This window comes from Nocardiopsis sp. MT53, from assembly GCF_019598965.1.
In the GTDB taxonomy this organism is placed as follows: Bacteria; Actinomycetota; Actinomycetes; order Streptosporangiales; family Streptosporangiaceae; genus Nocardiopsis; species Nocardiopsis changdeensis.
In genome coordinates, this window is the sequence record NZ_CP080599.1 from 5,695,330 (window position 1) to 5,714,399 (window position 19,070).

The window sequence follows — 19,070 nt, forward strand, 5'->3', positions numbered from 1 at the left end:
GTACCGTACCCGCATCGACGACAGAGACGAGGACACCGTGAAATACCTGCTCCTGGGCTACACCCCGGCCGCGGCCTGGGACGCCGCGACCGCCGACACGCCCTCGCAGGACGCGCTCGACGCGTTCGCCGCCTACCAGCGGCTCGAAAAAGAATTGCTCCACAGCGGCGAGCTCGTCGCGACCGAGGGACTGGGCCACCCCGCCGTCAGCACCACCGTCCGCCGCTCACCCGAGGGGGTGGTCGCCACCGACGGGCCCTTCGCCGAGCTCAAGGAGGTCCTGGCCAGCTTCGCCGTGATCGACGTGTCCGGCCACGAGCGCGCCGTCGAGATCGCCTCCCGGATCGTGGAGGTGCTCGGGGAACCCGTGGAGATCCGGCCGATCATGGGTGAGGACTTCGCCGCGTGAACCCCGAGACCGAGCACCTGCTGCGCACCGAGGCGCCGCAGGTGCTCGGCGCCCTGGTGCGCCGCTTCGGCCGCTTCGACCTCGCCGAGGACGCGGTGCAGGAGGCCCTGCTGGCCGCGAGCCGGACCTGGCCCGAGGAGGGGGTCCCCCAAGAGCCCCGCTCCTGGCTCATCCGGGTCGGCTACCGACGCATGGTCGACCTCCTGCGCTCCGACCAGGCCAGGCGCCTGCGCGAGCAGCGGGCGGCCGAGTCCGTCCTGCTCGACCCCGGCCGGTCCGCGCCCCCGGCGCCGGCCACCGACGACAGCCTCACCCTGCTCCTGCTGTGCTGCCACCCGGTGCTGGGCCCGGCGGACCGGGCGGCCCTGACCCTGCGCGCCGTCGGCGGCCTGACCACGGCCGAGATCGCCCACGCCCACGGCACGACCGAGGCGACCATGGGCACGCGCATCAGCCGCGCCAAACAGCGCCTGGCCCGCGCGGGCGCCCGGTTCGCCCCGCCGACCGACGAGGACCTGGAGCAGCGCCTGGCCTCCGTGATGCGGGTGCTCTACCTCGTCTTCAACGAGGGGTACACCGCCACGACCGGGGGAGCGCTGGCCCGCACGGACCTGTCCGCAGAGGCGATCCGGCTGGCCCGCATGCTCCGCGACCTGCGCCCCGACGACGGCGAGGCGGCCGGGCTCCTGGCGCTGATGCTGCTCACCGAGGCGCGGCGGCCCGCCCGCACCGGGCACGACGACGAACTCCTGACCCTGGACGACCAGGACCGGACGCTGTGGGACCGCGCCCTGGTCGACGAGGGGACGGAGCTGCTCGACGCCGCCTGGGACCCGCACGAGACCGGGCCGTACCGGCTGCAGGCGGCCATCGCGGCCGTGCACGCCGCCGCCCCGGCCCCGGGGCGGACGGACTGGACCCGGATCGCGGTGCTGTACCTGTGGCTGGAGCGCCTCTCCCCCAGCGCCCCGGTACGGCTGGCCCGGGTGGTGGCGGTCGCCCGCGCCTACGGCGCGCAGCGGGGGCTGGCCCTGCTCGCGGACCTGGACCGGCGCCACGGCCTGGCCGAGGACCCGCTGACGCGGCGCAGGCACCCGGCGGTGCGGGCCCACCTGCTGGAGGAGACCGGGGACGCGGCGGGCGCCGTCGCGGCCTACCGCGCCGCGGCCGCCCTGGCGGTCAACCCGGTCGAGGAGAAGTACCTCCTGGACCGGGCCGCCCGCCTCGCCTGAGCCCCGGGGGTCAGTCCAGCAGGGCCGTGGCCTCGACCTCGACCAGCACGTCGGGCTCGAAGAGGTGGTCCACGCCGATGAGCGACGCCGGGGGCATCGGCCGCGGCAGGCCCAGCTCCACCGACACCTGCTCCACGCCCTCCATGAAGGCGCCGATCTTCTCCGGCTCCCAGTCGGTGACGTAGAAGGTCAGGCGCAGCACGTCGGCGAAGGTCGCCCCCGCCCCGGCCAGGCCGGCGGCGGTGTTGCGCAGGGCATGGGCGACCTGCCCGGCCAGGTCCCCGGGGGCCGACGGGGAGCCGTCGGCGGCGCGGGCGATCTGGCCGCTGACGTGCACGTGCCGGGTGCCGGTCCCGACGGCGACGTGGTGGTAGGGGACGGGCTGCATCATGCCCTCGGGGGTGAAGCGGCGGACGGCCATGGCGGTCTCCTCGTGACGGGTGCCGAAGTGGTTTACCCTTGGTACCTGGTATCCGAAAGAAACTTCAACGAGACCAGGTGTCATGCCGGAAACCTCCCCGCGGGCCCACGACGCCCTGGAGATCACCGCACCCCACCGCGAACTCCTAGACCAGGTCCTGGACAAGTGGTCGCTGGAGGTGCTCGCCGTGCTGTGCGAGAGCCCCTCCCGGTTCAACGGGCTGCGCCGCGCGATCCCCGCCGTCACCCAGAAGTCGCTCACCGCCACCCTGCGCCGCCTGGAGCGCAACGGCATCGTGGAACGGGAGGTGGTCGCCACCCGGCCCGTCGCCGTGGAGTACCGGATCACGCCGCTGGGCAAGACGATGCGGGAGCCGGTGGACGTGCTGCTCGCCTGGATCCGGGACCACACCCCCGAGGTCGAACGGGCCCGCGACCGCTTCGACGCCGCCGGCACCTGACCCCGGCGGCCCGAACCCCTGCGCCGACGGACCTCGCGCACACGGCGGCCCACCGCCCGTCCATTCCGAGCCCGACCTGTCCGGCCGCCCGTCCCCCGACCGCGCCCTGGAGATGTCGGCCGCCGCCGTCCTGCTTGCGGTGCGCTCGCCGACCGGGGGGAAGGGGGCGGGCTGAGCCGCGCCGCCGGGGCCCTGTCACATTCGGCCGGGGACCGGTGTCCACAGGGGTGAGAACGAACGAGGAGGACCCCTGTGGACATCGCGCTGTGGATCGTCGCCGGACTGCTGGCCGCCGCCTACTTCTTCGGCGGCGGCGGCAAGATCCTCATCCCCAAGGAGAAGATCCTCGCGACCGGGGCCGCCGCGCAGTGGGTCGAGGACGTCCGCCCCGGCACGGTGAAGGCCATCGGCGCCCTGGAGGTGCTGGGGGCGCTGGGCCTGATCCTGCCGCCGCTGCTGGGCATCGCCCCGGTGCTGGCGCCGCTGGCCGCCATCGGCCTGGCCCTGATCATGGTCGGCGCGGCGATCACGCGCATCCGCCGCCGCGAGTTCAAGCTGATGGCGGTCGACCTGGTCTACCTCGCCCTGAACTGCTTCGTGGCGTGGGGCCGCCTCGTCGCCGAGCCCTTCACCGGCTGAGACACGGGCGCCGGGCCCCGTAGAGTGCTCGGAGCACACGGGCACGGAGGGCGCGGATGGAACGGGCGGACCGGGGCCGGGACGTGCCGTTCCGGTACCTGCTGGTACACGAGGAATCCGACCGCGGCGAGGTGCCCTGGGCCCGGTGCACGATGGTCCAGGGTCTGTTCGCGCCGCCGCGCACGGCACGCAACCTTTTGCGGCTGCGCGGCTGCGACCCGCGCGGGCGGCTGGACGCGGCCCTGGACCCCGACGGGCCCGGGCCGGCGGCCGGACTGTCGGTGGAGGTCGACGGCGGGCACGAGGACCGGGTCCAGTGGTTCCTGCTGAGCGGCGTCCACGTGCTGGGACGGCGGCCCGACCCCGAGGACCCGCGCCTGTGGGAGGTGTTCCTGGAGGCCGACGTGGTCTCCCACGACCGTCCGCTCGCCCATCCTCCGGGGCCGTGGGCCCGGTACACCGTGTACCCGCGGCACCGGGCGGACGAGGGGTCGCGGGCGCACTGCCGCCGCGTGGACGGCCTGTACGACTACACGCCACCGTCGCAGCCCCCGCTGCGGCTGCTGGGCTGTGAGCCGACGGCGGAGCTGCGCGGGGTGCTGCGCCGCCCGCGGCGGTGGCGCGGCGCACAAGGCCTGCTGCGCGCGCTGGACCGGGACGGGCGGGTGCTGCGCGACGTCCTCCTGGATTCGGAGACCGTCGAGACCCGGCCGTCCGTCCTGGGCGGGACGCTCGTCGACATCACCCTGGAGGACGAGGGCGACGACCGGCCGGACCCGCAGTCCCGGCCGGTGTGGGAGCTGTGGGGCCGCGGCGTCCCCCGGGAGGCGGGCCTGTGGCGGCCGCTGCCGACGGCGGCCAGGTGGGAGTGGCTGCGCCTGGCCATGGCGAACAGGAGCGGGGGACCCGATCGTGCGGGCGGCGCCTTCCTGCTGGACGGCGCCGCGGTCACCGACGAGCCCGGCCTGTACTGCGCGCTGGCGGAGGCCCTGGTCGGACCGGGCCGGTACTACGGCTGGAACCTGGACGCCCTGGACGACTGCCTGCGCGGCGGCTTCGGGCCGCTCCCGCCGTTCACCCTGGTCTGGGAGCACCTGGAGGAGTCCCGGCGGCTGCTCCCCGACCTCGTGGACGCCGCCTTGGAGGTCCTGCGGGCCCGCGGGGTGGGGGTCCGCGGACGCTGACGGCTACCGGTCGCGGCCGCCGTTGTACTGGACGCCGATCACGTCGCGGCCCGCCGTGGCCCCGGACCGGTCGATGCGGTCCCCCTGAATGGTGTCGCCGACACCGCCGCCGACGTCGCGGGCCTGCACCACCACACCGCCCGAGACACCGCCGTCGACGGTGTTCGCCGTCCCCTCCGGGGCGGGCGCGTCCAGCCTCCGCAGCAGGTCCCCGAGCCGCTCCGCCGCCCCCGGGTCCGCCTCCAGCAGCCGCCGCAGCTTGGGGCGCCACTCCCCCGCCGCCTCCGGCGCCAGGTCGGGCCGGGCGGCCACCTCGGCGCGGGAACGCTGCAGCTCCGCAGCGGCCACGTGGCTCGCCCTGGCGAAGAGCTCCGCGTAGCCCTCCAGGGTGAGCCGCCACTGCGGGGCCTCGTCACCGGCCATGGACCGGATCAGGGCGTCGGTGGCCCGGGAGACCAGCCGGGAGGTGTCCTCGTGCACGGTGGCTGCACCCGCTTCCTCGGTTCGGGAGTGCGTCGGGGCCACGGTAACCCGCCGGAAGGTGCTTTTGCGGGGAAGCGTCCGCTCTGCGGCGGGCCGCGTCGGCCCGGACCGGCGGCGGCCCCGGGGCGAACGGGCGCCGGGCCGGGCGGCGGGGCGCGGCCCGCCACCGCGCCCTCCTACCGGATGGGCACGTCGGGGAACTCCCCGAAGGCGCCCGCGTGCAGGGTCATCGACTCCACCTCCGGACCCGGGGCCGGGAACACCGCCAGCGCCAGGTACTCGTCCCCCGGCGACAGGGTCAAGACCTCGTCCGCGAAGTCCTCGTAGCCGTCCTCGGTGACCAGGCGCACCACGTACCGGGTCGTCCCGCCCGGCTCCAGCAGGCGGAACCCGCCCAGGGTGCCCTCGGTGACCCGGTCCGGCCCGCCCGCCTCCTCCCCGGCGGCGCCCAGGTCGGCCTCCAGGTCCGCCAGGGTCGAGTTCCCCAGGCCCACCATCTGGAACAGGTACGCGCCGTCGCGCACCAGCGGGTACACGTTGAGCTCGACGTCCCCGTGCTCGGCGGCGGCCACCGGTTCCAGGTCCTCGAAGAACACCGCCGGTCCGGCCACGTGCCGGGCCGCGGACTCCAGCCCCCCGTCCCCGCCCGCCGCGGCGGCGTCGGGCACCGTGAAGACGAACTCCACCCGCCGGTTGCGGGCCCGCGCCTGCTCGTCGTCCGCGCCGCCCTCCTCGGCGACCGGGTCCCGGGAGCCGCGCCCCCGCGCCGTGAGGGTGAAGCCCTCCCCCAGCTCCTCGGCCAGCAGGTCGCGCACGGCCTCCGCGCGGCGCAGCGACAGCTCGTCGTTGTGGGCCTGCGAGCCGCTGCCGTCGGTGTGGCCGACCACGGTGACCTCGCCCGACCCCGGGTTCTCCCGCAGGGTCAGGGCGGTGCGCCGGATGGTCTCGGCCGCCTCGGCGGTGGGCTCGGCGGCGTCCACGTCGAACATCCGGTCGGCGTGCAGGGAGATGGTCTCGGTGTCCCCCGACCGGGTGGTGGACGACTCCGGGGTGTCCACGAAGCTCTCGATGCCCTGGCGGAACCGGGACACGTCCATCCCCGGCTCGGGCACCTTCTCCGGGTAGTGCAGCTCCTCGGGCAGCTCCTCGGCGGTCCTCTCGGCGTACTCGTTGAAGTAGTCGTGGATGTCGGGCTCGGGCGAGGGGGTGAACTCGTCCACGTACTCCACCGGCAGCCCCGGCACGTGCCCCAGCCCCGACCCGGTGAAGGTCAGGTGCTCCGCGTCCCGGGAGGGCGCCGGGAAGTACCGCCGGAAGGTGGTGGGGACGCCCTCGTGGACGGGGGTGATGTCGGAGCCCTCGTTGAAGTAGGTGCCCAGCGACAGGTCGGTCCCGGGATCCTTGATGGCGCTCAGGACCTCGCCGGTGACCGGGTCGAGCAGGCGCAGGGGGGCGGTGCGGTCGGTGGCCGTGCCGCCGGTGCGCAGGGGCTCCAGGAAGTCGTGGTCGACCTCGAGCATGAGGTACTCGCCGTTGTGCTGGAGCCTGCGGAAGGTGACCTCCAGCATGACGTCGCTGCCGCCCTCCAGGAACATGCGCCCCTGGCGGGTCAGGGGCAGGTCGCGGTGGGCCGGGGCGGCCTCCGGCGAGGCCGAGGGGGCCGGATCGCCGGCGTCCCCGTCCCCCGCGCCCAGGCCGGGGACGATCCCGCAGGAGGTCAGCAGCAGGCTCAACGCCAGGGCGGCGCAGGTCGTCGCGGGCACTCGTGCGGTCATCGGGCGCGGTCTCCTCGGGGGGTCGGCACCGCCGTGCCGGAACCGGGGAGCGCGGGTCTGGGGGCGGGGAGGGCGGTGCGGGGTGCTCAGTCGGGGGGAGGGGTCAGGTCGCGGCGCGACCGCAGCCCGAGTTTGGACAGGGCGTTGGCCACGTGCGTCTCCACAGTACGCGGGGACAGGTGCAGCAGCGCGGCGATCTCCCGGTTGGTGCGGCCGCGCGCGGCCAGGTCGGCGATCTCCCCCTCGCGCGGGGAGAGCCTGCGGTCGTGGTGGGGCCGGGCCGGGGCGGCGGCGGGGGTGACGCCGTGGGAGCGCATCAGGCGGCGGACCCGGGCTGCGTCCCAGGTCGCGCCCAGCCCCGCGTACTCCTTCAGGGCGGCGCGCAGGGCGGCCACCCCCGGTTCGGCGCCCTCACCGCGGGGGCGGGCGAAGTGGACGCGGGCACAGGCCTCGCGCACCTGGGCGGCGTCGTAGGGGCGGGGCATGGCGCGGTAGGCGTCCTCGGCCTCGGCGTACAGCAGCAGGGCCCGGTCGTGGTGGCCGCGGTGGCCGGCCAGGGCCGCCTCCAAACGCAGCAGGCAGGCGGCGGCGGCCGGGGCGTCGGTGTCGCGCAGCCCCGCGCGCAGGCGGGCGCACAGGTCGCGGGCGACGGCGCCGCGACCGCACTCCACCAGGGCCTCCATACCGGGGAGCAGGTCCGCGGCCCACACCCAGATGCCCTTGGCCGCGATGAGGGAGACCAGGTCCTCCACATGCCCCCAGGCACGGGCCGGCTCGCCCTGGGCGGTGGCCATGCGGGCCAGCAGCCCGGCGGCGAAGGCCCGCACCGGAACGGTGTAGTCGGGCGGGGCCTCCTGCCCGCCGCCCCCCACCGGACCGCCCGGGGCCTCTGCGGCGCCGCCGGGCCCGGGGCGGATACGGACCAGCAGGGTGCGGGCCAGCCCGGGGTCGCCCTGGGCCAGGGCCAGGGCGGCGCGCAGCAGCCCGAGCTCGGCGGTGACCGAGTGCAGGTGGGCCAGGCGGGGCGATTCGCGGTGGCGGTCGACCTCCTCGGCCAGGCCCTGCCAGCGGCCGCGCGCCCAGTCCAGGGTCAGGCGCAGCGCGCGCACGCTCTCGTGGATGTAGGGGGCGTCGTCGGCGCCCGACCACGCGGCCGCGTCGTCGAGGTGGCCGTCGGCGCGCTCGTAGTGGCCGAGCATGACGGCGGCGTCGGCGAGGTTGAGCGAGCCCCGGGCGAACTCGCGGCGGCGGGCCAGGGTGTCGGGGGTGGGCGGGTCGTGGGGTGTGCCCGGGGCGGGCAGCTCCACCTTCCAGGCGGCGGGGTCGCCGACCTGGGCCAGCAGGGTGGCGTGGTTGACGGCCACGGTGTGGGCGACGGTGGTGTCGTGGCTGCTGTGGGCGGCGGCCAGGGCCTGGTCCATCCAGCGGCGGTGGGTGTCGACGGAGTCGGGGGTGCTGCGGGGCACGGCCAGCGCGCACATGGCGCGGGCGGCCAGGTCGGGGCGTTCGGCGAGCTCGGCGGCGGCACGGACCAGCTCGCCGCGGGCGCTGCGGTTCTGGGCGGCCTGGTTGAGCAGCAGCAGGCCCAGTTCCATGCGCAGTTCGCCGCGCTCGGCGGCGGGCAGGCCGGGGGTGGCCAGGACCTCGCGCAGCCGGGCGATCGCGTGCTCGGCGGAGATACCGGTCAGGGCGGCCCGGCCGAGCTTGAGGGCCAGGTCGCGGCGGCGCCGCGAGGGCAGGTCGGGGCGGGTCAGGGCGTCGCGCAGCAGGACCACCGCCGTGCTGTCCTCACCCTGCTCCAGGGCATGGTCGGCGGCGCGTTCGGCGTGGTCGGTCCACTCCTCCAGCAGCCCCGCCTCGCGGGCGTGGCGGGCCAGCCGGGCGTGGGGCGGCTCCGCCGACAGGGCCAGGGCGGCCAGGGCGACGCGGTGCAGGCGGCGGCGCTTGCCGTGCGGCAGGGACGCGTGGCAGACCTGGGCGAGCAGCGGGGTGGCGGGGGCCAGGGTGGCCGGGGCGGTGGGGGTGAGCAGGCCGCTGCGGCAGGCGCGGGACAGGGCCCTGTCGGCACGGGCGGGGGTGAGCTCGGCGACGTGGGCGATCAGGGGCTCGGTGGCGGGACCGCCCAGGACGCAGGCCGCGCGCACCAGGCGGCGGGCGTCCCCGTCCAGGGCGTGCAGGCGGTCCAGGAGCCAGTCGCGCAGGGAGGGCGGCACGGGCGGCCGGTCGGGGATCCGCGGCCGGGGGTCGGAGCCGTCCCCGGAGGCGGCGAGGCCGTACAGGGTCTCCACCGCGGCCAGGGGCAGCCCCCCGGTCCAGGCGTGCAGGCGGCGGGCGTCCTCCAGGGTGGGCGCACCGCCGGGGAGGGCGTGCTCGGCCAGGGCGAGCAGGTCGTGGGGGGTGAGGGGGCCCAGGGTCAGCTCCCGGTGGCCGGTGCCGGGGGGAGTGCGGGCGGCCAGGGCGGCCACCGGGAAGGAGCGGGGCAGGTCCTCGGGCCGGTAGGTGAGGACCAGGCCCAGGTGGGCGGGCAGCCGGGGGGTGAGGTAGGCGAGCAGGTCGCGGGTGTCCGGGTCGGCCCAGTGGACGTCCTCCAGGACCAGGACGGTGGGCTCCAGCGCGTCGAGGAGCTCGGTGAGGGCGCGGTACAGGCGGTGGCTGCCCGACGCCGGGTCGGCGGCCGGCTCCGGGGCCGGGGGAAGGCGGTCGGCGTGTTCGGGGAGCAGGGCGCGCAGGGCTCCGCACAGGGGGCTGAGCCCGCCGGGGACGGGGACCCGGCGCAGGGCTTCGATGAGCGGCGCGAAGGGGAACGGTTCGGCGCCCGGCGGGCAGTGTCCGGCCAGGACCGCCGTCCCGTGCGGGTCGTGCAGTTCCCGGACCAGGCGGGTCTTGCCGGTTCCGGCGGCGCCCGCCAGGAGGGTCACGGTCCCGGGGGTGGCCGCCGCGCGCAGTAGCCGTCGTTCCCGCTCGCGCCCCACGAGCGGGGAGGAGCACATTACCCGACGGTATAGCGATACGACCTTCCGGAAAAGAGGGATAATGGTGACATTCCGTGGTCATATTCATGTAACCGCGGAGAAAGTATTCATGTTCGGCCGGGTGTGCGGCGCATTCCGCCGATTCTTACAGGCCTTGAGGACATGGCCGCGACGGTGACACCGGGCGTACAATCCGCCCAGATACTGCGGGCTTCACGAAAAAAGAGCATGGGGTGGCCGGTTGTTGGCGGGCATGGTGTACGCGGTGGTGCCGGTGTTGTCCGTGGTGTTGACGGGATTGTTCGCCGGCCTGTTCTTCGCCTTCTCCATCGCGGTGATGCCGGGGCTGGGCCGGGCGGGCGACCGGTCCATGGTCGAGGCGATGCAGGGCATCAACGTCGCCATCCTCAACCCGTTCTTCGCGGTGGTGTTCATCGGCGCCCCCGTGGTCCTGCTGGGGCAGACGGTCCTGCACTGGGCCGCGGGCCACACGTCCTCGGCCTGGTGGGCCGGGGCGGCCCTGGCCCTGCTGGTCCTGGTGCTGGTGGTGACGTTCGCCGTGAACGTGCCGCGCAACAACGCCCTGGACCGGGCCGGGTCGGCGGAGCGGCTGGCCGACCCGGCCGCGGTGCGCGGCGACTTCGAGGCGGTGTGGGTGCGCTGGAACCATCTGCGCACCCTGGCCTCCGCCGCGGCCCTGCTGTGCACGGCCCTGGCCGTGACCACCGGCTGAGCCGGGACGCTCAGGCGCCGGCGCCCCCGGGGGCGCGCGCGCCGGTGAGCGCGGCGCGGTCGGCGCGGACGCGCTCCACCAGCTTCTCGCGTCGGACCCCCAGCTCGGCGGTGGCGGCCACCACGCGGACCACACCCGCGCGGACCTCCTCGCGCACCACCCCGGGCAGGTGCTCGTCCAGGGCCTTGAGCACTCCCGCGGCCCCCTCGGCCGAGTGGGCGTCGACCAGCGCCCGGGCCCGCCCGGGGTCGGCGCCGCGCAGCGCGGCGGAGGAGCCGGGGTCGCGGGGCCGCAGGAAGTGCCAGAACCCGACGGGCGGGTAGAACGGCAGGTCCCCATGCCCGGAGTCGGGCGACGTGCGCACCTCCCACTGGAGGGTGTCGTCCTCGACCGCGACGCCGAAGGCCTCGTTTCGCCGACCGTAGCCGGGCCCCCAGGTGACGACGAGGTCGACCCCGGTGCCGGGGAACCGCAGGATCCCCATGGGCCCGCCGGTGGCGCCCCGCACCAGGTGGCGGGCCCGGCGGCCGTCCGCCCCCTCCAGGACGTGCTCCCCCGTCCCGCCGTGGTGGTCCTCGACCGCGGCCCGCAGCCCGCTGAGCCCGTCCTTGTGGCCGAGCGGCGAGTCGACCCCCTCGGGCAGGCGGACCAGGGACAGGTGCTCCGAATCCCAGCGCATCCCCTCACCGGGGCCTCCCGCGAAGAACCCGGGCAGGGACGTCCTCTTCTCGACCCCCGCGCCGGTCAGCACATGCCAGGTGTACCGCTCGAAGTAATCGTGGTGGACCCAGACGGCCGTGCCGTCGCTCATCTGCCGCATGACGCTGTGCTGTGACGGACTCGGCGCGAACCGGTACCCCGAGCGCTCGCCCTCGTCGCGGAGGGACTGCTGCTCGGACCAGTTCACGATGTCCGGGTCCGCGGTGGGGGCGAGGACGAACGTGTCGCCGGGCCGGTCGGACCAGTACGCACTCCCGGACACCGCGACGAGGAAGCGGCCGTCCAGATAGCGCACCACCGGGATCTCGCCCTTCCCGGACGAGAACCCGATCGAGTCCCGGCGGCCGGTGTGGTCCACGGCGATCGCACGGTCGGCGCCCACCAGGGTGAGCACCGGCCAGGAGGGGCACAGCCGCCGCACCCCGCCCGGCCCGCCGAGCTCGGCGACGGCCTCGTCGAAGGCGGGCCAGCCCAGTTCCTCGGGCAGGCCGCCGTGCAGGGCGCGCAGCAGCGGGCGCAGCGGGTCGACCGCGGCCAGCTCGTCCTCGATCCCCTCCAGCGCCGCGACCGCGGCGCCGTCGAGCAGGTCGTCCAGCTCCCCCAGCGCAAAGCGGGCCTCGGGCAGGCCCGCCCGCCCGACCCGGGAGAGGCACCCCTCGGCCCGGACGCGCACCACCGGGACCGCCTCGGGCACCCCGGGGTAGAACCCGATCGCGCTGCGCACGCCGGGCGGCGCGCCGGTGTGGTGGCGGTGCAGGCGGGAGATCTGGAGCTCCGCGCGCGGCCCCAGCACGGGGTGCGCGAGCAGGACGCCCAGGTGCGGAGAGTCCTTGATATAGGAGAGCTCCATCGTGCGCGGCGGGATCAGGACCGGGATGCCGTGGGCCAGGCAGGCCGCGAGCAGCATGCCGTCGAGATTGCCGTGGCCCGAGCCGGAGGTCCAGGTGTCCAGGAGCCGACCCTCGGCCCGCAACCGCGGGGCCAGGCGCGGCAGGAGCGCGTACAGCTCCGGCGGCATGCGCTGCACGATGACCCCGTCACCGGAGGCGACGAACAGGTGCAGGCGGACGAACCGCTGGAGCCAGCCCGCCACCCCCGCCTCGGGGGTCACCTCACCGCGGACCAGGGCGTCGACCGCCCCGGAGGCGTCGAGCATGCGCAGCCACGTACCGCCGTCGTTCTTGGCGTAGCGCCCCGGCGGGAACAGCTCCCAGAACGCCGCCAGGTGCCCGGCGGGCGGCGGGGTCCGGGCGAACACCCCGGCCGCCCCCGTGAACAGCGCGGAGGGGACCGCGGTCCCACGGGAGGCGGCGAGCACCCCGGCCAGCGCCCGGGACTGCTCCTGCTCCCCCACCCCGGCGGCCTTCGCGCTCTTGGCCAGCAGGGTGTGGGTGCCCGCCGCCGGTGCGCTGCCGCCCGCGGCGCGGGCGGTGATCAGCCCGGTCAGGGCGGGGTAGGCGCGCTCGGGGGGCAGGGTCTGCGTGATCCACGTCTGGAAGGCGCGCACCTCCTTGGCCGGCAGGACACCGCTGCGGGCCACGAAGAGGGTGTGGGAGGCGTGGTGGTCGGGGTCCACGGGCAGGCCGTGGTCGGCCTCGGCCCGGCGGGCCCGGGCGTGGGCGCGGGGCGCCGCCCACCGGCACTTGTCCCCGCCCTGCAGCAGCAGCGCCTGGGTGACACCGTCCCAGAACCAGGGACGCAGTTCCGGGGGCAGGTCCTCGGCCCGGCGGTCCATGAACCGGAGGAACCGGTCGGCCTTGCGAACGGCCGCCGGGAGCTCCCCGTGCATGTCCTGCTGGGCCTTCTCGGCGGCGGGCAGGTCGGCGGGGCGATTCTCGCGCGTCCAGTCGACCAGCAGGGACACCTGGTCGCGGGAGGTGGGAAGGGCGAAGGTCATGCCCGCATGCTGGCACGGCCCGGTGACAGCCCGTGTCCCGGGCCCCGCTCCGCGCCCTCCCGCCCCGGGGGAGGGCACGGCCCCGTCCTGGCCGACGGGGCCGTGCGCGCCGCCCGCCGCCCGGAGAGGGGCGGTGAGGGAAGGGGGCCGGGCCGCGGGCGGCCGTCCTTCAGCGCACCGGCCTCAGGACACCGGGGCCTTGGTGTCCCACCCCGACAGCAGGGCGTTGACGTCGCGCACGCACCCGCCGCAGCCCGTGGTCGCCCTGGTGGCGGCCGCGATCGACTCCCGGGTGCGCGCCCCGTCCAGCCACGCCTGCTCCAGGTCGTCGCGGGTCACCGCGTTGCACCGGCACACCACCGGCGCCGGCCGCTCCCCCGCCTCCCCGGCGGGCGCCGCGGGCACGGTCCCCTGGAGCAGGGCCAGCCGGTCGGCGGGCACCGGGGCACCGGAGTCGTGCAGCTGCGACAGCACCGCCGCGGCCTCCGGGAACCCCAGCAGCACCGAGCCCACCAGCCGGTCCGCGCGCACCACCAGCTTGGCGTAACGGCCCCCGTGCGGGTCGCTGACGGTCAGCATCTCCAGGTCCCCGCCGTCCTCCTCGTCGGTGTGCACCTCACCGAACGCCGTCAGCTCGATCCCCTCGGCCTTGAGCCGCGTCACCGGCCGCGAACCGGTGTAGCGGGCCTGCGGCTCGGTCCCGGTCAGCCGCCGGGCCAGCACCGCGGCCTGCTCCCAGCCGGGCTGCACCAGGCCGGCGCCCCCGCCGGGGTGCTGGGCGCAGTCGCCGATGGCGTGCACGCGGGCGTCGGAGGTGGCCAGGGCGTCGTCCACCAGGACCCCGTGCTCCACCTCGATCCCCGCGTCCTTGGCCAGCTCGATGTTGCCGCGCACCCCGGCGGTCACCACCAGGGCGTCCCCCGGCAGCACCCGCCCGTCGTCCAGCTCCAGACCGGTACCGGGGATCCAGCGCGAGGCCACCCGCCAGGAGTGCACCTTCACGCCCAGCGCGTCGTAGCGGCGCCGCAGGATGTCGGCGGCCGCGCGGTCGATCTGGCGGCGCATGATCCACGGCGAGGACTCCACCACCGACACCCGGGCCCCGCGGCTCTGGAGCCCCCGGGCGGCCTCCAGGCCCAGGACGCCGCCGCCCAGCACCACCACGGGGGCGCCGGGGCGCACCAGGGCCAGCAGCCGGCGGCAGTCGTCCAGGTCGCGCAGGGCGCACACCCCCTCCCCCGGGGCGCCGTCGGCGGCCGAGACCCCCGTGACGGGCGGGAAGGCCGCGCGGGCACCGGTGGCCAGCACGAGCTCGTCGTAGTCCAGGCCCGTGCCGTCGTCCAGGGCGACGGTGCGCGCCGCGGTGTCCAGGGAGACGGCCGACAGGCCCGTGCGCACGGTCACCCCCGGCGTGTCGGGGACGGGCAGCCGGATCTGCTCGGCGGTGTAGTCCCCCGCCACCAGACCCGACAGCAGGACCCGGTTGTAGGCGGGGTGGTGCTCGGCCCCCACCACGGTCACGTGGACGCGCTCGCCCGCCGGGTCCAGGCGGGCCACCTCCTCGGCGAACCGAGCGCCGACCATTCCGTTGCCGACGACCACGATCCGGCGTGCACCCTGCACGGTGTTCAACTGCTGCCTCCTACGGGGTGGGGTGTCGCGCCGGACGGCGTCGGCCGGGCGGGGACGGGCACGGGGCGCGGGCCGCGCGTGCCCGGGGCTCTGCGGGGTCACGGGCCCGGTTCCGGCGGGGCCGGCTCCAGGCGCACGGCGCTCACCTTGAACTCGGGCATGCGGCTGACCGGGTCCAGGGCCGGGTTGGTGAGGTTGTTGGCGGCCTGCTCCCCCGCGTAGTGGAAGGGCAGGAAGACCGTGTCGAGGCGGGCCGCGGGCTCCAGCCGCACCCGGGCGCGCGTGGCGCCCCGGCGCGAGGTGACCAGCGCCGCGTCGCCCTCGCCCAGCCCGGCACGGGCGGCCGTGTCGGGGTGCACCTCCACGTACACCTCCGGCTCGGCCCCGGCCAGCTCGGGCACCCGGCGTGTCTGGGCGCCGGACTGGTAGTGGCCCATCAGCCGCCCGGTGGTGGCGATCAGCGGGAAGGCCGCGTCGGCCGACTCGGCCGGCGGCCGGTGGGCGACCGGGACCAGGCGCGCCCGGCCGTCGGGGTGGGCGAAGCAGTCCAGGAACAGGCGCGGCGTGGGCCCGGCGCCCCGCCGCACCGGCCAGTACAGGGCCTCGCCGGCGGCCAGCCGCTCGGGGGTGACCCCGGAGTAGTCGGCCGGGGCGCCCTCGGTGGCCCGGCCGAGCTCGGCCAGCACCGCGTCGGGTTCGGTGGGGAACCGGTCGGCGGGCTGGCCCAGCCGCACCGCCAGCCCCGCCAGCACCTCCAGGTCGGTGCGCACCCCCTCGGGCGGCGCGAAGGCGCGGTTGCGGCGCAGCACCCGCCCCTCCAGGTTGGTCATGGTGCCCGACTCCTCCGCCCACTGGGCGACCGGCAGCACCACGTCGCCCAGGGCCGCCGTCTCCGACAGCACGAAGTCGGCGGTGACCAGCAGGTCCAGGGACTCCAACCGGGAGCGCACCCGGGTGCTGTCGGGGGCCGACACCACCGGGTTGGAGCCGAACAGCAGCAGGGCGCGGGCGCCGCCGCCCTCCCCCAGGGAGTCCAGCAGCTCGAACGCGGAGCGGCCCGGCCCGGGCAGGGCGCCCGGGTCCACCCCCCACACGGCCGCCACGTCGGCGCGGGCGGCCGGGTCGTCGATACGGCGGTAGCCGGGCAGCTGGTCGGCCTTCTGGCCGTGCTCGCGGCCGCCCTGGCCGTTGCCCTGCCCGGTGATGCACCCGTACCCCGAACCCTCCCGGCCGGGCAGGCCCAGCGCCAGGGCCAGGTTGATCCAGGCGGTGACGGTGTCGGTGCCCTTGGCGTGCTGCTCGCTGCCCCGGCCGGTGAGGATGTAGGCCGAACGCGCCCGGGCCGCGGCCCCCAGCACGTCGGCGGCCTCGCGCAGGCGGACGGCGGGCACCCCCGTGACCTGCTCGGTGCGCTCGGGCCACCAGGCGGCGGCGTGCGCCCACGCGTCCTCGAACCCCGTGGTGCGCTCGTCCAGGTAGGCGCGGTCGATCCAGCCCCGCACCCCGGCCAGGTGCAGCAGCCCCAGGGCCAGCGCCAGGTCCGTGCCCGGCCGCGGGGCCAGGTGCAGTCCCCCGTTGTCCAGGGCCACCCGGGCGGTGGCCGAGCGGCGCGGGTCGATGACGATCAGGCGCGGCGCCGACAGGTGGCCCATCATCGGCGGCATGGTCTCGGCCGGGTTCGCGCCCGCCAGCACGACGACCTCGGAGGCGCCCACGTCGGTCAGCGGGAACGGCATCCCCCGGTCCAGGCCGAACGCCCGGTTCCCCGCCGCGGCCGCCGAGGACATGCAGAACCGGCCGTTGTAGTCGATCTGGGAGGTGCCCAGGGCCAGGCGGGCGAACTTGCCCAGGGCGTAGGACTTCTCGTTGGTCAGCCCCCCGCTGCCGAACACGGCCACGGAGTCCGGGCCGTGCTCGGCGCGCAGCGCCAGCAGGCGCTCGGCGACGTGGTCCAGCGCGGTGTCCCAGTCGACCTCGCCGAACCCCCCGGTGCGGTCCTTGCGCAGCAGGGGGCGGGTGAGGCGGTCGGGGACGCCCAGGACCTCGGCGGAGGTCCACCCCTTGCGGCACAGCCCGCCACGGTTGGTGGGGAAGGGGGCCGGCCGGGCGGCGGGGCGGCCGTCCGGACCGGTCTCCAGGTGCATGGCGCACTGCAGCGCGCAGTAGGGGCAGTGGGTGGTGGTCATCGCTGCGCGGACTCCACGGCGTCGTCGGTGCGGTCGGCGGTACCGGGGGCGGCGGCGCGGGGACGGCGCAGGTAGACCGCCCAGGTGACCGCGGCGCACACCAGGTAGAAGCCGAGGAAGGCGAGGAACCCGGGGGCGGCCGACTCCGTCATCCGGAAGGACTCCCGGAAGACCAGGTTGATGGCCACACCGCCCAGGGCGCCCATCGCCCCGATCAGCCCCAGCATGGAGCTGGCGATGCGCTTGTTGTAGGAGTGGGCCTCCAGGGGGTCCTCGCCCCGCGAGACCGCGTCCTGGGCCCGGGCCGCGTAGATGGACGGGATCATCTTGTACGTCGAGCCGTTGCCCAGGCCGGTGAGGACGAACACCACCCCGAAGGCGCCCACGAACAGGGGCAGCGAGTCGGCGTTGATCGCGAACACGACCACCGCGGTGCCCGCGACCATCGCCAGGAAGTTCCACAGGGTGACCCGGGCGCCGCCCAGCCGGTCGGCCAGGCGCCCGCCCACCGGGCGGACCAGCGAGCCGATGGCCGGGCCCAGGAAGGTGATGGAGGCCGCCTGGAGGGGCTCCAGCCCGAACTGGTTCTGCAGCAGCAGGCCGAAGGCGAACCCGAACCCGATGAAGGAGCCGAAGGTGCCCACGTACAGGAACGACATGATCCAGAAGTGCCGGTCCCGGGTCGCCGCCAGCTGCGCGGCCACATCGGTGCGGGCACCGGTGAGGTTGTTCATGTGCCGGAACGCGACCCAGATGGCCAGGAGCAGGAAGGGCACGTAGAAGAGCGGCACCAGCCGGGCGCCGTCGAGGGTGAACAGGGCGATGACGCCCAGGCCCACCAGCTGCACCGTGGCCACGCCGATGTTGCCGCCGCCGGCGTTCAGGCCCAGCGCCACCCCCTTCTCCCGCTCGGGGAAGAAGAAGTTGATGTTGGCCATGGACGAGGAGAAGTTGCCCCCGCCCAGCCCGGCCGTCGCCGCCAGGACCACGAACACCCAGTAGGGGGTGTCCGGGCTGCCGATCAGGTACACGGCCAGCAGGGTGGGCAGCAGCAGCGCGGCCGCCGAGATGATGGTCCAGTTCCGGCCGCCGAAGAACGGCACCGCCAGGGTGTAGGGGACGCGCAGGACCGCGCCCACCAGGGAGACCACCGACACCAGCAGGAACTTCTGCTCCGGGGACCAGTCGAACCCCGTCTGGGGGGTCATGAACAGCACCAGCACCGACCACAGGCTCCACACGGAGAAGCCGATGTGCTCGGAGAAGATGGACGCCCACAGGTTGCGGCGGGCGGTGCGGCGGCCTCCGTCGTTCCAGAAGGCGGTGTCCTCGGGATCCCAGTGGGAGATCCAGCTCTTGCCCGTGCGCGGTGCGCGGCGGCCTGTCTCGGGGGTCACGGCCGGCCCTTCCTGTTCGGTGTCGGCTGACGTTATCGAAGGTAGGAAGGGTGCGTTGCCTGGACGTGTCGGGCCGTAACACGGGGGAAACAGTGGGCTCACCCGGAGGCCGGGGCGTCCGTGAGAACCCCCTGTTCGCGCAGGTTACCGGCGGTGCCGAAGGCCCGGGTGTGGCCTTCGACACCTGTGTCACCTCGTCTCAGCCGACCCGGGCCGACCCCCGCCACGCCTTCAGGGCGCGCCGGTCCCCGGCCAGGGCGCCGGGGGCGGGCTCGGCCCGGTTCCACAGCACCAGGTACAGCTCGGCCGCCGGCGCGGCCAGGACGGCGTCGGGGGCGTCGGCGTCCCCGCGGGCCGGGGACGAGCCCTGCGGGGTCATGGCCGCGGTCCAGGCGTGGCCGGTGTCGGTGGAGCGCACCGCCAGGGTCAGCGGCGGGTCGGAGGCCGGCCGGTTCTTCGGCCGGGCCAGGAAGCCCATGAGGAGCTCGTCGACGCCGTCGGCGGCCACCTCGGGGGCGACCGCCGGGTCCGGCGCGTCCGCCGGGGGGCGCAGCGCGCTCTGGGCGTCGATGCGGTGGACGGTCGTCTCGTGGCACTGCCGCCGGGCCCAGAACGCCAGCGGGGAGGGGGCCGGCAGGAAGGCGAAGCACTCGGTGCCGGGGGCGGCGCCGGCGAGCGTGCCGACCAGGGCGGCGTGCCCCTCGCGGAACCACGACAGGAGGCGGGCGTCCTCGGGCAGGCGGCCTGCGCGGGCGGGCCGCCGTTGCCCGAGGCCACGTGCGAGGCGGCCCAGCGGTGGACGCGGCCGGTGTGGGCGAGCAGGTCGCGGACCGTCCACCCGGGGCAGGTGGGGACGGGGGCGTCGAGCCCGGCGCGTTCGGCGGCCTCGGCCAGGAGGCGGCCCTCGGCGGCCAGGGCGTCGATGTGGTG

General features: G+C 76.0%; 15 protein-coding genes. 6 read left to right on the plus strand and 9 right to left on the minus strand.

All coding sequences use genetic code 11. The features are described 5' to 3' along the window. Positions 1-37: 37 nt before the first annotated feature. A complete protein-coding gene (locus tag K1J57_RS25335) occupies positions 38-409 on the plus strand; it encodes a YciI family protein (protein ID WP_220561222.1) in 372 nt (123 codons plus the stop codon). After that, the gene (locus K1J57_RS25340) at positions 406-1,641 is read left to right on the plus strand and encodes an RNA polymerase sigma factor (RefSeq protein WP_220561224.1); all 1,236 of its coding nucleotides are present in this window, start codon (positions 406-408) and stop codon (positions 1,639-1,641) included. The genes K1J57_RS25335 and K1J57_RS25340 overlap by 4 nt, the downstream gene beginning before the upstream one ends. 10 nt (positions 1,642-1,651) lie before the next feature. Here K1J57_RS25340 and K1J57_RS25345 read toward each other — a convergent pair whose 3' ends face one another. After that, positions 1,652-2,062 carry a RidA family protein gene (locus K1J57_RS25345; protein ID WP_220561226.1) on the minus strand — a complete coding sequence of 137 codons (411 nt, stop codon included), beginning with the start codon at positions 2,060-2,062 and terminating at the stop codon, positions 1,652-1,654. Positions 2,063-2,144: 82 nt separating this feature from the next. Between K1J57_RS25345 and K1J57_RS25350 the strand changes: the two genes are divergently transcribed. From K1J57_RS25350 to K1J57_RS25360, 3 genes are all read left to right on the plus strand, one after another. Beyond that, positions 2,145-2,522, plus strand: a complete 378-nt coding sequence (locus K1J57_RS25350; protein WP_220561228.1) for a helix-turn-helix domain-containing protein — start codon at positions 2,145-2,147, stop codon at positions 2,520-2,522. 252 nt (positions 2,523-2,774) lie between these two features. Further along, positions 2,775-3,161 (plus strand): DoxX family protein, encoded by a 387-nt coding sequence (locus tag K1J57_RS25355; protein ID WP_220561230.1) that lies wholly within the window; start codon positions 2,775-2,777, stop codon positions 3,159-3,161. A 56-nt stretch (positions 3,162-3,217) separates the two neighbouring features. Continuing rightward, positions 3,218-4,345 carry a barstar family protein gene (locus K1J57_RS25360; protein WP_220561232.1) on the plus strand — a complete coding sequence of 376 codons (1,128 nt, stop codon included), beginning with the start codon at positions 3,218-3,220 and terminating at the stop codon, positions 4,343-4,345. 3 nt (positions 4,346-4,348) lie between these two features. On the opposite strand, the gene K1J57_RS25365 is transcribed toward K1J57_RS25360, so the two are convergent. The 3 genes from K1J57_RS25365 to K1J57_RS25375 all read right to left on the minus strand — a co-directional run bounded on the left by K1J57_RS25365 (position 4,349) and on the right by K1J57_RS25375 (position 9,593). Continuing rightward, positions 4,349-4,825, minus strand: coding sequence for a hypothetical protein (locus tag K1J57_RS25365; RefSeq protein WP_220561234.1), 477 nt, complete (start codon positions 4,823-4,825; stop codon positions 4,349-4,351). Between the two features lie 179 nt (positions 4,826-5,004). After that, positions 5,005-6,603, minus strand: a complete 1,599-nt coding sequence (locus K1J57_RS25370; RefSeq protein WP_220561236.1) for an OmpA family protein — start codon at positions 6,601-6,603, stop codon at positions 5,005-5,007. Between the two features lie 86 nt (positions 6,604-6,689). Further along, positions 6,690-9,593, minus strand: coding sequence for a LuxR family transcriptional regulator (locus K1J57_RS25375; RefSeq protein WP_220561239.1), 2,904 nt, complete (start codon positions 9,591-9,593; stop codon positions 6,690-6,692). Positions 9,594-9,819: 226 nt separating this feature from the next. Here K1J57_RS25375 and K1J57_RS25380 point away from each other — a divergent pair, with 226 nt between their 5' ends. Further along, positions 9,820-10,308 carry a DUF1772 domain-containing protein gene (locus K1J57_RS25380; protein ID WP_220561241.1) on the plus strand — a complete coding sequence of 163 codons (489 nt, stop codon included), beginning with the start codon at positions 9,820-9,822 and terminating at the stop codon, positions 10,306-10,308. A 10-nt stretch (positions 10,309-10,318) separates the two neighbouring features. Here the strand turns inward: K1J57_RS25380 and K1J57_RS25385 are convergent, their stop codons facing one another. From K1J57_RS25385 to K1J57_RS25405, 5 genes are all read right to left on the minus strand, one after another. Then, positions 10,319-12,925 carry a hypothetical protein gene (locus K1J57_RS25385; protein WP_220561244.1) on the minus strand — a complete coding sequence of 869 codons (2,607 nt, stop codon included), beginning with the start codon at positions 12,923-12,925 and terminating at the stop codon, positions 10,319-10,321. Positions 12,926-13,108: 183 nt separating this feature from the next. Next, positions 13,109-14,557, minus strand: a complete 1,449-nt coding sequence (locus tag K1J57_RS25390) for an FAD-dependent oxidoreductase (RefSeq protein WP_220561246.1) — start codon at positions 14,555-14,557, stop codon at positions 13,109-13,111. 98 nt (positions 14,558-14,655) lie between these two features. After that, positions 14,656-16,743 carry a molybdopterin oxidoreductase family protein gene (locus K1J57_RS25395; protein ID WP_220561247.1) on the minus strand — a complete coding sequence of 696 codons (2,088 nt, stop codon included), beginning with the start codon at positions 16,741-16,743 and terminating at the stop codon, positions 14,656-14,658. After that, positions 16,740-18,140, minus strand: a complete 1,401-nt coding sequence (locus K1J57_RS25400) for an MFS transporter (RefSeq protein ID WP_220561248.1) — start codon at positions 18,138-18,140, stop codon at positions 16,740-16,742. The genes K1J57_RS25395 and K1J57_RS25400 overlap by 4 nt, the downstream gene beginning before the upstream one ends. Before the next feature lie 199 nt (positions 18,141-18,339). Then, positions 18,340-18,978 (minus strand): maleylpyruvate isomerase N-terminal domain-containing protein, encoded by a 639-nt coding sequence (locus K1J57_RS25405; RefSeq protein WP_255646582.1) that lies wholly within the window; start codon positions 18,976-18,978, stop codon positions 18,340-18,342. Positions 18,979-19,070 lie beyond the last annotated feature (92 nt).

What these genes read in the sequence shown, in the direction of transcription:
- K1J57_RS25360 (WP_220561232.1), top strand. Translation starts at nt 3,218, where the DNA reads ATGGAACGGGCGGACCGGGGCCGGGACGTGCCGTTCCGGTACCTGCTG.
- K1J57_RS25395 (WP_220561247.1), bottom strand. Translation starts at nt 16,743, where the DNA reads ATGACCACCACCCACTGCCCCTACTGCGCGCTGCAGTGCGCCATGCAC.
- K1J57_RS25370 (WP_220561236.1), bottom strand. Translation starts at nt 6,603, where the DNA reads ATGACCGCACGAGTGCCCGCGACGACCTGCGCCGCCCTGGCGTTGAGC.
- K1J57_RS25345 (WP_220561226.1), bottom strand. Translation starts at nt 2,062, where the DNA reads ATGGCCGTCCGCCGCTTCACCCCCGAGGGCATGATGCAGCCCGTCCCC.
- K1J57_RS25385 (WP_220561244.1), bottom strand. Translation starts at nt 12,925, where the DNA reads ATGACCTTCGCCCTTCCCACCTCCCGCGACCAGGTGTCCCTGCTGGTC.
- K1J57_RS25350 (WP_220561228.1), top strand. Translation starts at nt 2,145, where the DNA reads ATGCCGGAAACCTCCCCGCGGGCCCACGACGCCCTGGAGATCACCGCA.
- K1J57_RS25375 (WP_220561239.1), bottom strand. Translation starts at nt 9,593, where the DNA reads ATGTGCTCCTCCCCGCTCGTGGGGCGCGAGCGGGAACGACGGCTACTG.